The organism is Microbacterium sp. ZW3a (genome assembly GCF_057167165.1).
Window position 1 is genome coordinate 224335 of the sequence record NZ_CM169903.1, and the last position, 12216, is coordinate 236550.

Sequence of the window (12216 nt, forward strand, 5' to 3'; positions counted from 1 at the left end):
CCACGCCGTGGCGTCGCTGGAGCGCCTCATCGCGGATGATGCGCGCCAGCGGAGCATCACGGCCGGCGATCAGCCTGACTCAGGCCGTCGCCGACGCGCGCAAAACCACCGTTGCCCGGAGTGGGACGGAGGAGAAAGGGGCTAAGCCTTCTCGTCTTCGTACTCGTCGGCGTACTGGTCGGCCCACTTGTCGACGTACGCGTCTTCACCCGCTGCGGGTGCGCCGAGTTCGCGCTCGAGAGCCGAGTAGTTCACCGAATAGGTGTCGTACTTCAGCTCACGGGCGATCTTGGTGTTCTTCGCCTTCTGACGGCCACGCCCCATGCGAGACCCCCTCACGATCGACGTCGAGGGCCTGCTTCGGGCCCTGCGTATTGCGGTTCCGGACCGAGCCGGTAAGAGTAACAGCCAGGATATCACGGTGCTTTCTGCCCCCGCCTGTTCCCGGTCACCGGAGGCCCGGCACCGAGAAATGAGAGGACCACCCCATGGCTGAGAAGACCCCGTCCCCGACCCTCGTCGGAGCAGTGATCGCGGGTGTCGTCCCGGGGCAGTCGCCTCGTGTGATCCGTGAGGCGGCGCGGCAGGCGACCCTGGCGGGAACGGAGCTGGTGATCGCGCACGTCGACACCACCCGCTTCGTCGCCTTCGAAGACCCCGACGGGTACGTGCACTCGTCGACCGCCGACGTCATGGGAGCGGCGGCACGCGCAGCGCTGGCTGACGTGCAGAACGATGCGACGGTGGCGCTGGACGGCGAGACGGTGCCGTGGTCGGTGCGTCAGGTGATGGGCGATCCCGCGCTCGCGCTCATCCAGCTGGCCGATGAGCTCGGGGCGTCGCTCCTGGTCGTCGGCACGCGCAAGCGCGGGCTCGGCGAGTCGGTGCGCGAGTTCCTGACCGGGTCGGTCGCGGCGCGGCTCACCCACCGGCAGCACCGTCCGGTGCTGGTCGTTCCGCTGGGTGAGCCGCTCGCCGCCGACGAGGAGCTCGTCTGGGAATGAGCGCTCAGCCGCGCATCGCGCGTGCCACGGCCTCGGAGGCGTGACGCAGCGCCGACTCGATCTCATCGACCCCGGATGCCGCCAACTCGCCGCCGCGGGCCACGTGCGACCGGAGTTCCGCGCGCACGCGACCGCGGAACTCGGTGAGGGCCGCGTCGGCGCGGTGCAGCTGCTCACGGCTGCGCACGCGCGGGTCGTTCGCGGAGGCGGTCTGTGCGTGTTCGCGTTCGTCGCGCGTCGCGGCGGCGAGGTCGGCGCGGAGGCTGCGCATGGCATCCCGGACGCTCCCTCGCACCTCGTCGGCGATCAGGCGGACGCTGTCGGCGAGGCCGGCCTGGATGCCTTCGAGGTCGCCCTCGCGCGCGGCGACCTCGGCGCGACCGGCGTCGGTGATCTCATAGACGGTCTTGCGACCGTCGACGGTCTTGGTCACGAGCCCCTCTTCCTCGAGCTTCGCCAGACGGGGGTAGATCGTGCCCGCCGAGGGCGAGTACGTTCCGCCGGTGCGCTCGGTGAGAGCCTGCATGAGGTCGTAACCGTGTCGGGGGCTCTCGGCGAGCAGGCTGAGGAGGTAGAGGCGCAGATCGCCGTGCGAGAAGACGGGGGGCATCACCACTCCTCCTCTCCGGCGAGTTCGTCGGGACGCAGACCCGAGACGCCGCGGCGCAGCACGGTGATCTCGCCGGTGACGGTGTTGGCCCGCACGTCGACGAAGGAGCCGGCGAGGGTGCCGGTGGATCCGGTGTACGTGGTCGGGCCCGACCCGGAGCGGACGTGCCCGTCGATCTGCACGCGGCCGCTCACCGACCGCGTGACGTAGTTCGCCGGGAGCTCGCGGTCCAGGCGCACCGTGGCCGCGCCGTTGACGGAATTGAGGCTGATCGACTGGATGGTGCCGGTGGAGTCGACGAGCATCGCCCCCGACACGGTATCGATCGAGGCCTTGGTGACCGCGCCGGTCACCGCGATGTCGCCCGAGACGCTGTTCGCGGTCAGGGCGCCGTCGAGCTCGCGCACCTGCACGTCGCCGGACACGGCGTTCACGCTCACGTCGCCGGTGAGGCCGTCGACGATGATGTCGCCCGAGACGGTGTTGAGCTTGGCATCCGTCCGCAGGCCCGACACCAGGGCACTCGCGCTGACGACGCCCAGGATGAGGGCAACCGAACGGGGCACCGCGACGCTGACCTCAGCCTTGGGGCCGCCGGCGCCGAAGTTGCGGAACACCTCGAGAAAGTTGTCCCACCGCAGCTGCGGGTGGTCGATCTCGAGGCGGCCGTCGACCATCTCGATGCGCAGGTCTTTCACCGTGACCCCGTGCACTTCGACGCGGGCGCCGGGCTCGTCGTGGGCGATCACGTCGACCTGCCCGCCGACGAGGCCGATCTTCAGTTCCCGCAACGACTCCACGTCGATCACGCGGGTCTCGCCGGGGTGGACGATCCATTTCTCCATCACTGCACTCCTCACTCGCGATATATCGCGTGATTTCATTGTCGAGATATATCGCGAATGTGTCAAGGGGTGTCGAGCAAAGAAAAGACGGATGCCACGCACTCGATGAGCGCGTGGCATCCGGGCGGGCGAACCCGCGGGGGATGAGGGTCGCCGCGCACCCGAAACGCGGCGACCCTCTCGGGGGTTAAACCGGCTTCCGGCCGCTGATCAAGCGGAACAGGAGCACGATCAGGGCGATGAGGCCGACGATGATCGCGATCCAGAGCAGGAAGCTCGCGGCCTGGCTCAGGCCGCTGACGATCGCGATGACGATCGCGGCGACGATGATGATGATCAGGAAAATGTTCACGGGAGACTCCTTCTTGCGTCCGCGGGTCTCGCGGTAACCGGCGAGTTGGTCGATTCCACGGTGTCACGCACGGGGCATCAGGGCAGGGGGTTGACGATCCTGGGAATTGCCTGATAGCTGGGCGTATTCGCGCACCCCACGCGAGGCGTGTCAACCCGCGCGCGCACCCGGCCGATCGCTCGTAGGGTCGGGGCATTCGACGGAAGGGAGACGACCATGCCCCAGGGGCGAGGATCGAACAGCCTGAAGGACCCCGAGATGTACGAGAAGTTGCGCGACGAGGGCGACTCGAAAGAGAAGGCCGCGCGCATCTCGAACGCCGCCGCCGCGCAGGGGCGCGGAACGGTCGGCGAACGGGGCGGGCACGCCGAGAACTACGACGATCGCACCGTCGACGAGCTGAAGAAGCGCGCGAAGGAGCTCGGGCTCACCGGGTACTCCGGCAAGAAGAAGGCCGAGTTGATCGAGATGCTCCGCGACCACTGAGGTCGCCTCCCTCGCGGAGCGCCCCGGGACGGCTCACGCGAGCGTGAGGAAGAGCTTCTCGAGGTCGTCGAGCGACAGCCGCTCGGTGTCGAGGGCGTCGGTGTCGGTGTCGTCCTCATCGGTCAGACACGTCCGCATCGCGGTGCTGATGATGGCGAACCCGGCGCGATCGATCGCCTTGCTGACCGCCGAGAGCTGGGTGACGACCGACCGGCAGTCGCCCCCACTCTCGATCGCGTCGATGACGGCGGTGAGCTGCCCCCGCGCGCGCTTGAGGCGATTGGCGGTCTTGCGGATGGTCTCGGCGTCGGTGTCGGTCACGGGTGGATCCTCTCGGTAGCGGTGCGGGCGGCGGCCCAGGTGAGGTAGCCGCCGTCGAGGTTGCGGACGTCGCGTCCGGCCGCGCTCAGGAGCCGTGCGGCGGTGTGGCCGCGCTGTCCGACCTGGCAGTGGACGACGAGCGGCCCGTCGGGGAGCTCCGCGGTGCCCGCGCGCAGGTCGTCGAGCGGCACGTTGATGCTCCCCGGGATGGCGCCCGCGGCAACCTCTGTGGGGGAGCGGACGTCGATCAGTGTCGCCCCGCCCGCGAGGGCGGTCTCGAGAGCGTGCCATTGCACGGTGCGGGTGAGGTCGCTCCGAAGGTTGTCGGCGACGTATCCGAGCTGGTTGACCGCGTCTTTCGCGGAGCCGAACGGAGGCGCGTACGCCAGCTCGAGACGCGCGAGGCCGGAGGCCGTCACCCCCGTCTGCATCGCGAGCGCGAGGATGTCGATGCGGCGATCCACGCCATTGCCGCCGACGATCTGCGCCCCGAGGATGCGGTCGTCACCGGGCTCGATCAGGAGCTTCATCGCCATGCGCTCGGCGCCGGGGAAGTACCCGGCGTGGTCGGTCGGGTGGGTGTGAATCACGCGAGGGTCGCGGCCGTCGGCGCGCAGACGCGTCTCGCTCGCCCCGACGGTCGCGACGGTGAGGTCGAACACCCGCAGGATCGCCACGCCGGTCGCCGGTTCGGCCGGTGACACGGCTTCGGTTCCGAGGGCGATCGCGTCGGCGACCGAGCGTCCGTGGCGATTGGCGAGGCCCGCCATGGTGACCAGGCTCGCCGCGCCCGAGACGGCGTCGGCCTTCTCGACGGCGTCGCCGACGGCGAAGATGCGCGGGTCCGAGGTGCGGTGCCACGGATCGACGGCGATACCGCCGGTCGGGCCGAGCGTCACACCCGCGGCGGCGGCGAGAGTCACGTCAGGGCGGGTGCCGCGCGCGTCGATGATCAGGTCGGCATCCAGGGAGTGCCCGGATGCCAGATCGACACCGGATGCCGTGACCCTCGCGATCTCGTCACCGAGGCGCAGCTCCACGCCCTGACGACGCAGTTCGTCGACGAGCGGACCGGCCATCTCGGGATCGAGCGGGCGGAAGGGGTGCGTACCCCGGTGCACGAGGGTCACGGCGATGCCGCGACGCACCAGGTTCTCGGCGGCCTCCAGGCCGATGAAACCCCCGCCGGCGACGACCGCGCGCGTGGCCCCGGCCTCGAGTCGGGCGACGATGCGGTCGACGTCATCGATCGTGCGCATCGTCACGACGGGGACGGCGTCGTCGTCGTGGAGTGGCGGATCGAGGGGCAGTGAGCCCGGCGACAGCACGAGGTAGTCGTACGCGATGACGTCGTCCGTGCCGGCGGTGAGGTCGCGAACGCGTACGGTGCGTGCCGCGCGATCGATCTCGACGACCTCGTGCCGGGTGCGGACGTCGAGCGCGAAACGCGCGCGGAGGCTCTCGGGGGTCTGCACGAGCAGGTCGGCGCGGTTCTCGATCTCGCCGCCCACGTAGTACGGCAGGCCACACGAAGCGAAGCTGACGTGCGGGCCGCGCTCGACGACGACGATCTCGTGGGTATCGTCGAGCCGCCGCAGCCGCGTCGCGGCCGACATGCCGCCCGCGACGCCTCCGATGATGACGGTGCGCGTCATCGTCAGCGTCCGAACAGCCGCGACCAGAGGCCGCCGCTCGGGCTGCTCTGGCTGCGCTCATGCCCGGGGCAGCGGTCGGCGCGCGGCACGCCGGCCAGGACGCTGTCAACGTGCTGGCCGCATCCGGCCCAGGTGGTCTTTCCGCAGGTGCGGCAGGTCACGGCTCGACACATGTCGGTCTCCTTCGTTCGTCGACCATCAGTGTAGCAATACCCCGGGGGGTATAGCGCATCGGTCGACATGGCGGGCCGTCGGGCGCGTAGGGTGGCGTTCGTGGTGTCGTGGCGCGATCTCGTCTCAGTCGCCGTGGGGGGTGCCCTCGGAACCGCCGCCCGCGCGGGACTGATGCTGTGGCTCGGTGACGCGGGGGGAGCGGCTCTCGTGCCGATCATCAACGTGCTGGGGGCGTTCGCGATCGGCATCCTGTTCGGGGTGCGCGCGCGGATGCCGCGGTCGGTGCGCGCGCAGCGGGCGCAGTTGTTCTTCGGCACCGGTGTTCTCGGCGGGTTCACCACGTACAGCGCGCTCGCCGTCGAGTCCGCCGATCTTTCGCTCGTGTGGTGGGGAGTGGGCACGGTCCTCGTGGGCACGGTCGCGGCGTGGGCCGGCGTGCTGATCGGTCGAGGGGGTCCCCTGCGATGACCCCGCTCGTGTTCATCGGTGTGGCCCTCGCCGGAGGGGTCGGTGCGGCCCTGCGGTTCACGATCGATTCCGCCGTGCGGGCACGAACGGGCGAGCGCTTCCCGTGGGGGATCCTCCTGGTGAACCTCACCGGCGCGTTCGTGCTCGGGCTGCTGACGCCCATGGTCGCCGACGACGCGTGGCGATGGATCGTCGGCGCCGGTCTCCTCGGCGGCTACACCACCTTCAGCGCCGTGGCGGTGACGACGGCGCTCCTCGCCGAGGAGGGACGGACGCGCGCGGCCACGTCGTACGCGCTCGCGTCGTTCGGGGGATCCGTGCTCGCCGCGGCCCTCGGTCTGACTCTCGGTCACGCCCTCTGAGCGGCCTCTCGCGGCCGCGCGCCGTGGGATACTTGGCCCGGATACAGTCCTGTATCGAACGGCTGCCGGATGGCATCCGTCGTCGGCCGACCCGAAGGGGCCTTCCGTGTCGTACCTGGCCGTTCTCAGCTTGAGAAACCGCGCGCTCATCGCCCTCGTCACGATCGTCGCGGCTGTGTTCGGCGGACTGGCACTGACGAGCCTCAAGCAGGAGCTCATCCCCTCGATCGAGTTCCCCCAGCTCGCCATCGTCACGACGTATCCGGGCGCGTCGCCCGAGGTGGTCGAGGCCGATGTGTCGACGCCGATCGAGAGCGCGATCCGGGGTGTCGACGGTCTCGAATCCACCACGGCTACGAGCACGACGAACTCCTCGATCGTCTCGGCCTCGTTCACCTACGGCACCGACCTCGCCGCGGCCCAGCAGAAGATCCTCGCCGCGATCGCGCGCATCGACGGTCAGCTGCCCGAATCGGCCGACAGCGTGGTCGCGTCGGCGAGCATCGACGACTTCCCGGTCATCCAGCTCGCCGTCACCGGCTACTCCGACGCCCAGGCGACCCAGTCGACCCTCGAATCGACCGTGGTTCCCGCGCTCGAAGACGTCGATGGCGTCAACGCCGCGCAGATCGTCGGTGGCACCGCGCAGCGCGTGACGATCACGCCCGACCCGGCACTCCTCGGCGATCGGGGCTTCACCCAGCAGGCGATCACCGACGCTCTCGACGCCAACGGCGTGCTCTTCCCGGGCGGCTCGGTCACCGAGGGCGATGAGACCCTCACGGTGCAGACCGGCGCGAAACTCACCAGCATCGACGAGATCGCCGCCCTGCCCCTCGTGCCGACGGACGCCGCGCAGCTGGCTGCGGGTGCCACCACGATCGGCGACGTGGCCACGGTCGTGCAGGAGCCCGATCCGGTCACCACTCTCTCGCGTGTCGACGGGCAGCCCGCGCTCACGATCGCGGTGACGAAGCTCCCCGCCGCCAACACCGTCGATGTGTCGCGGGGCGTGCTGGCGGCGATCCCCGACCTCGAGTCGTCTCTCGGGGGCGCGACCGTCACCGTGGTCTTCGACCAGGCGCCGTTCGTGGAGCAGTCCATCGAAGCGCTCGCGCAGGAGGGGCTGCTCGGCCTCGTCTTCGCCGTCGTGATCATCTTGATCTTCCTGATGTCGGTGCGCTCGACCCTGGTCACGGCGATCTCCATCCCGACGAGCGTGCTGGTGACCTTCGTGGGGCTGCAGGCCTTCGGGTACTCGCTGAACGTCCTCACCCTCGGCGCCCTGACGATCGCCATCGGTCGCGTCGTCGACGACTCGATCGTGGTGATCGAGAACATCAAGCGCCACTACGTCGGCGACGCCGAGAAGATCCCCACGATCATTCGGGCGGTGCGCGAGGTGGCCGCCGCGATCACGGCATCCACGATCACTTCGGTCGCGGTGTTCCTGCCGATCGCCTTCGTCGGCGACGTCACCGGCGAGCTCTTCCGGCCGTTCTCGCTCACGGTGACCATCGCGATGACCGCGTCGCTCCTGGTGTCGCTGACGATCGTGCCCGTGCTGGCGTCGTGGTTCCTCAAGCCCGGCACCGTGATCCGGGATGCCGAGGGCAACCCCGTCGATCCCGAGTCGCCGACCGCGCCGCCCACGCGTCTGCAGAAGGCGTACGTCCCCGTGCTCAGCTGGACGCTGCGGCACTCGTGGGTGACCCTGGGCCTCGCTCTCCTCGTGCTGGCGGGCACCGTGGCATCCGTCCCCTTCCTCAAGACCGACTTCCTCGGCGACTCCGGACAGAACACCTTCACGGTGAGCCAGAGGATCGGGTCGGCCCCGAGCCTTGCCGCCGAGGATGCCGCGGCGCAGCGCGTCGAGGCCGTGCTCATGGACATCCCCGGCGTCGAGACCGTGCAGACCTCGATCGGTTCGAGCGGGTCGGCCCTGCGTGACGCGTTCTCGGGCGGTGGGTCGGGCATCACGTACTCCATCACGTCGGAGGCTGGCGTCGACCAGGTCGACCTGCGCGAGCGTGTGCGCACCGAGGTCGAGGCGATCGCCGACGCCGGCGACATCGAGGTGAGCTCGCAGGGCGGCGGCTTCGGTTCGACCGACATCAGCGTCGACGTCACCGCGGCCGACGGTCAGACGCTGCAGCAGGCGACCGATGCCGTCGTCGCGGGTCTGCAGGGTCGCGACGGGATCGGCCAGGTCACGAGCAGCCTGTCGGCGTCGCTGCCCTTCGTCTCGGTGCGGGTCGATCGGGATGCCGCCGCTGAGCGCGGCCTGTCCGAGCGCGCCGTGGGAGCCCTGGTGTCGGGGGCGATGCAGCCCCGCCAGGCCGGAACGGTGGAGCTCGACGGTCGCGGGGTGAGCGTGTACATCGCCTCGGACGACCCGCCGACCACGATCGACACGCTGCGGGCGCTCGAAGTGCCCACGGCAACAGGACCCGTGCGCCTCGAGGAGATCGCGACGGTCGAGACCAGCCAGACGCCCCCGAGCATCACGACGGCCCGCGGACTGCGGACCGCATCGGTGACGGTCACCCCGACCACCGACGACCTCGGCACCTCCTCGGCGAGCGTGCGCGAGGCGCTCGACGACGTCTCACTGCCCGAGGGATCGACCGCCGAGCTCGGTGGCGTCGTAACCGATCAGCAGGATGCGTTCGGGCAGCTCGGGCTGGCGCTGCTGGCGGCGATCCTGATCGTGTACGTCGTGATGGTCGCGACCTTCAAGTCGCTGCGTCAGCCGCTGGAACTGCTGGTGTCGGTGCCGTTCGCGGCGACGGGCGCCATTCTCATGCTGCTGATCACGGGCGTGCCGCTGGGCGTGGCGGGCATGATCGGTGCCCTCATGCTGGTGGGCATCGTGGTGACGAACGCGATCGTCCTCATCGACCTGGTCAATCAGTACCGCGAGCGAGGGCTCAGCGTGTACGAGGCGACGATCGTCGGAGGGTCACGGCGTTTGCGTCCGATCCTGATGACCGCGCTGGCGGCGATCTTCGCTCTCGTGCCGATGGCGCTGGGCATCACCGGGCACGGGGGGTTCATCTCGCAGCCGCTGGCTGTCGTGGTGATCGGCGGCCTCGTGTCGTCGACGTTCCTGACACTGCTCGTACTGCCGACGCTGTACAACCTCGTCGAGGGCGCGACGGAACGCCGGAGCGCGCGCCGCGCGGCGCGGTCGACGGGCGACGCAGACGCGGGGGAGCTGACGACGGACGCGGAGGGGCCGTCGACGGACGAGCACCCGCTGAGCCGCCGAGAACTGCGCGACCGGCACTGACCAGCACCGGGCGACGGCGAAGCGCGCCGGCACGCGGGCGTCGCACCGGACGGGTGCCGGACGCCACGGCCGCGGCGTCCGGGGCCTCGGCGACGGTGGGGACGGCGGCGTCGGACTGACCCGCGCGTGCGGTGGCGCCCGCGAGGCACTGGGTGAACACGCCCGACCAGGCGAACATCGCGCCGAAGGCGATGACCTCGAACAGGGCCAGGTTGATCGTCGCCGAAACGAAGAGCCAGGCGCCGGCGAAAAGGAACACGAAAACGATCGCCGTTGCCGCGATCAGCCGCCGCGAAAGGCGGTGCAACAGGATCGGCGAGCTCAGGAGCAGGGCGGCGAAGCCGAGCACCATCATTCCGGCGACCTTGTCGTGCAGGTCTTTGTTGGTGTTCAGAGGAATGCAGCCGACGAGGGCGAGATTCACGCCGATGACCGCCAAGAAAAACGCAGCCGCCGAGGGAGCCCCCCGACGGCCGGCGCGGCGCCCCAGGCGCCTGAGGTCTCGCCGCACGCGCACGGCAAAGACGACGACGAGCACTCCACCGAGTTTGAGGGTCGTGTTGAAGAATGCGGCCGACACGTCACCGAACGTGCCCAGCTGGCTGAAGTGGAGCTGCCACCACAGGGGGTCGGTGGTGGTGAGGATCGAGGCGAGGATGCCGCCGACGAGCACCACGAGCACGAGCCCGGCGAGGTGCATCGTGGGGACGGCATCCAGACGCCGTGTGAGGCGCCGCACCGAAAAGGGAAAGCTGGGGGCAGGGACAGTGGAGCGGACCGCGATGCTCATTTCGGGCACTTTCCTTGTGGACGGATCGGGATGTCCCCCCACACCGCGAGACCCCAGCCACCGTCGGCTCATTCGGGTTGGAGCCGAGGGAACGATGGTCCTCGGTCTCCCCGGCAGCGACGGAAACCGTCAAGGGAATGGTAACTTTCCGAACGCCCGCATAGGAAAGGCCTTATCTGGCAATTTCCCAGATGGTAAAGCAATTCCTTGTCCCCCATTTGGGGGACAAAGTGGTTTAGTCGCCGAACGCGATGCCCCATTCGCGGTGCAATTTTCCGCCCGCTGGGAGCGCGACGAGTCCCACGCCCGAGGCGAAAGCGTTCGCCGGAGCGGTCATGGGTTCGACCGCGACGGCGAGGGGGTGTCCCGGGTAACGGTCCGTGGTGAACACCTGCGCCCACTCGAATCCCGCGTCCTGCCACAGCTCGATCCACCGGCCGTCCGGGGCCGTGAGGGTGTGACGCGCACGGCCCTCGGCATCCCTCTCCAGTCCCCGGTAGCCGTTGTCGAGGGCGACGTCGCCCAGGCGGCGACCCTCGCGCAGATCGGTCGTCTCATCGACCGGGACCTCGTCGACCGGCAGCTTGCGGTCGTCGAGAACGAGCGTCGTCGTTCCCGTGGAGCGCACCACGAGATCGGCGGTGTCCACCCCGCCGATCTGCAGGTAGGGATGGACGCCGAGCGCCACCGGAGCCGTCGCGGCGCCGATGTTCTCGATGTCGTGCGCGACGTGCAGGCCGTCGGGGAGCAGGGTGAAGGTGACGCGCGTGCGGAGGTGGAACGGGTATCCGGTCTGCGGGACGACGTCGGCGGTGAGGACGAGTCGTTCCTTCGACTCCTCCGCGGGCTGGTAGGTGCCGAAGCGGAGCAGGCCGTGACTGGCGTTGCCGAGAGCGGGCTCGCTGATCGCGAGCTGCCGCTCGACGCCTTCGAAGGTGTACTTCCCGTCGCGGATGCGATTGGGCCACGGAACCAGGACGACGCCCGACGCGGCAGGGGTCGGTACATCGTCGGGGTACCGCGGGACCAGGTCGACGCCGTCGACGGTGAGCGCGCGCAGCGCGGCGCCCACCTGGGCGATCTCGGCGGACGAGCGGGGCCCGCTCAGGTGGAATCGGCGGCCGGTGGGGTCTGCGGTCATGACGAGGCCTTTCGGGGGCGGGGTGGGCGCTGCCACCAGGGTCGCAGCAGGCGGGTCACCCAGGGAAGCACGGCGTAGGTCATCACCGGGGTCAGCAGCAGCGTCGTCGCCAGGACGCGCAGGGGGAGAGGGACCTCGGCGAACCCGGGCACGAAGCCCAGCAGCCAGCTGGCCAGGAGGTTGGTGGGGAAGAAGCCCACCCAGATCGTCACCGCCTGCTTCCACCGGGGAGGCGCGGTCGGCACCGGGGCCTGGATCGGTGAGGTCGTGGCATCCGCGGGTACGAGAACCTCACCGAACGCCGCATCGAACCAGCCCTCGATGCCGGTGCGGCGTTCGATGCGCTCTTCGCGGGCGAAGGGGCGGCCGGAGTCGAGCCACCACCGCCGCTGCGATGAGGTCTCCCACCCCTCGAGGGTCGTGATGTCGCGGAAGCGGTACAGCATGTACCAGAGGTCGCTGTCTTCGCCCGCGCGCACCCACCCCGAGCCGAGGAAGCCCGGGAAAGCGGTCGCGAGGTCGGTGCCGGCCTGCATCCAGGAGGTCGCTTCGGCGGTGCGCGTCGGGTCGATGCGCCGCTCGATCGCCACCGTGATGGGGTGGGCGTCGGTGTCTGCCATGCGTCCATCTTCCTGGAGGGAGGGGTGTCGCGCGCGGGCTGCGACGAGCGGTCGCCTCGGTTCCGTCGCTCCCGTCGAGCCTCGTCCCACTTATGG

Annotated in this window: 13 protein-coding genes and 1 pseudogene; 5 read left to right on the top strand and 9 right to left on the bottom strand. The window is 69.8% G+C overall.

The annotated features are described in order from the left end of the window. Positions 1-141: 141 nt before the first annotated feature. Positions 142-324, bottom strand: coding sequence for a DUF3073 family protein (locus ACU6WY_RS01070; protein ID WP_136586128.1), 183 nt, complete (start codon positions 322-324; stop codon positions 142-144). A gap of 164 nt (positions 325-488) precedes the next feature. Here ACU6WY_RS01070 and ACU6WY_RS01075 point away from each other — a divergent pair, with 164 nt between their 5' ends. Continuing rightward, on the top strand, positions 489-1004 hold the full coding sequence (locus tag ACU6WY_RS01075; protein WP_483820643.1) for a universal stress protein: 516 nt from the start codon (positions 489-491) through the stop codon (positions 1002-1004). 4 nt (positions 1005-1008) lie between these two features. Here ACU6WY_RS01075 and ACU6WY_RS01080 read toward each other — a convergent pair whose 3' ends face one another. The 3 genes from ACU6WY_RS01080 to ACU6WY_RS01090 all read right to left on the bottom strand — a co-directional run bounded on the left by ACU6WY_RS01080 (position 1009) and on the right by ACU6WY_RS01090 (position 2811). Further along, a complete protein-coding gene (locus ACU6WY_RS01080) occupies positions 1009-1614 on the bottom strand; it encodes a PadR family transcriptional regulator (RefSeq protein WP_483820644.1) in 606 nt (201 codons plus the stop codon). After that, positions 1614-2459, bottom strand: coding sequence for a DUF4097 family beta strand repeat-containing protein (locus ACU6WY_RS01085; RefSeq protein ID WP_483820645.1), 846 nt, complete (start codon positions 2457-2459; stop codon positions 1614-1616). Before ACU6WY_RS01085 ends, ACU6WY_RS01080 begins: the two co-directional genes overlap by 1 nt. A gap of 187 nt (positions 2460-2646) precedes the next feature. Continuing rightward, positions 2647-2811, bottom strand: coding sequence for a hypothetical protein (locus ACU6WY_RS01090; protein WP_022878111.1), 165 nt, complete (start codon positions 2809-2811; stop codon positions 2647-2649). A gap of 216 nt (positions 2812-3027) precedes the next feature. Between ACU6WY_RS01090 and ACU6WY_RS01095 the strand changes: the two genes are divergently transcribed. After that, positions 3028-3297: a DUF7218 family protein gene (locus ACU6WY_RS01095; protein WP_483820646.1), complete on the top strand. Its 270-nt coding sequence runs from the start codon at positions 3028-3030 to the stop codon at positions 3295-3297. A gap of 33 nt (positions 3298-3330) precedes the next feature. On the opposite strand, the gene ACU6WY_RS01100 is transcribed toward ACU6WY_RS01095, so the two are convergent. After that, positions 3331-3618, bottom strand: coding sequence for a metal-sensitive transcriptional regulator (locus ACU6WY_RS01100; RefSeq protein ID WP_483820647.1), 288 nt, complete (start codon positions 3616-3618; stop codon positions 3331-3333). Beyond that, the gene (locus tag ACU6WY_RS01105) at positions 3615-5273 is read right to left on the bottom strand and encodes an FAD-dependent oxidoreductase (protein ID WP_483820648.1); all 1659 of its coding nucleotides are present in this window, start codon (positions 5271-5273) and stop codon (positions 3615-3617) included. Before ACU6WY_RS01105 ends, ACU6WY_RS01100 begins: the two co-directional genes overlap by 4 nt. Before the next feature lie 273 nt (positions 5274-5546). On the opposite strand from ACU6WY_RS01105, the gene ACU6WY_RS01110 reads away from it, so the two are divergent. From ACU6WY_RS01110 to ACU6WY_RS01120, 3 genes are all read left to right on the top strand, one after another. Continuing rightward, positions 5547-5915: a fluoride efflux transporter FluC gene (locus ACU6WY_RS01110; RefSeq protein ID WP_483820649.1), complete on the top strand. Its 369-nt coding sequence runs from the start codon at positions 5547-5549 to the stop codon at positions 5913-5915. Then, positions 5912-6277 (top strand): fluoride efflux transporter FluC, encoded by a 366-nt coding sequence (locus tag ACU6WY_RS01115; protein ID WP_483820650.1) that lies wholly within the window; start codon positions 5912-5914, stop codon positions 6275-6277. Before ACU6WY_RS01110 ends, ACU6WY_RS01115 begins: the two co-directional genes overlap by 4 nt. Before the next feature lie 106 nt (positions 6278-6383). After that, positions 6384-9569 (top strand): efflux RND transporter permease subunit, encoded by a 3186-nt coding sequence (locus ACU6WY_RS01120; RefSeq protein WP_483820651.1) that lies wholly within the window; start codon positions 6384-6386, stop codon positions 9567-9569. A 214-nt stretch (positions 9570-9783) separates the two neighbouring features. On the opposite strand, the pseudogene ACU6WY_RS01125 reads toward ACU6WY_RS01120, so the two are convergent. The 3 genes and pseudogenes from ACU6WY_RS01125 to ACU6WY_RS01135 all read right to left on the bottom strand — a co-directional run. Beyond that, positions 9784-10431, bottom strand: a pseudogene (locus ACU6WY_RS01125) (DUF998 domain-containing protein); the annotation flags it as partial. Positions 10432-10594: 163 nt separating this feature from the next. Next, positions 10595-11500: an aldose 1-epimerase family protein gene (locus ACU6WY_RS01130; RefSeq protein WP_483820652.1), complete on the bottom strand. Its 906-nt coding sequence runs from the start codon at positions 11498-11500 to the stop codon at positions 10595-10597. Then, entirely contained in the window at positions 11497-12120 is a 624-nt protein-coding gene (locus ACU6WY_RS01135) for an antibiotic biosynthesis monooxygenase (protein ID WP_483820653.1), read from the bottom strand. The genes ACU6WY_RS01130 and ACU6WY_RS01135 overlap by 4 nt, the downstream gene beginning before the upstream one ends. Positions 12121-12216 lie beyond the last annotated feature (96 nt).

Bases quoted from the DNA above. Each gene is read 5' to 3' on its own strand.
- ACU6WY_RS01070 (WP_136586128.1), bottom strand. From the start codon at position 324: ATGGGGCGTGGCCGTCAGAAGGCGAAGAACACCAAGATCGCCCGTGAG.
- ACU6WY_RS01075 (WP_483820643.1), top strand. From the start codon at position 489: ATGGCTGAGAAGACCCCGTCCCCGACCCTCGTCGGAGCAGTGATCGCG.
- ACU6WY_RS01080 (WP_483820644.1), bottom strand. From the start codon at position 1,614: ATGCCCCCCGTCTTCTCGCACGGCGATCTGCGCCTCTACCTCCTCAGC.
- ACU6WY_RS01085 (WP_483820645.1), bottom strand. From the start codon at position 2,459: ATGGAGAAATGGATCGTCCACCCCGGCGAGACCCGCGTGATCGACGTG.
- ACU6WY_RS01095 (WP_483820646.1), top strand. From the start codon at position 3,028: ATGCCCCAGGGGCGAGGATCGAACAGCCTGAAGGACCCCGAGATGTAC.
- ACU6WY_RS01105 (WP_483820648.1), bottom strand. From the start codon at position 5,273: ATGACGCGCACCGTCATCATCGGAGGCGTCGCGGGCGGCATGTCGGCC.
- ACU6WY_RS01115 (WP_483820650.1), top strand. From the start codon at position 5,912: ATGACCCCGCTCGTGTTCATCGGTGTGGCCCTCGCCGGAGGGGTCGGT.
- ACU6WY_RS01130 (WP_483820652.1), bottom strand. From the start codon at position 11,500: ATGACCGCAGACCCCACCGGCCGCCGATTCCACCTGAGCGGGCCCCGC.
- ACU6WY_RS01135 (WP_483820653.1), bottom strand. From the start codon at position 12,120: ATGGCAGACACCGACGCCCACCCCATCACGGTGGCGATCGAGCGGCGC.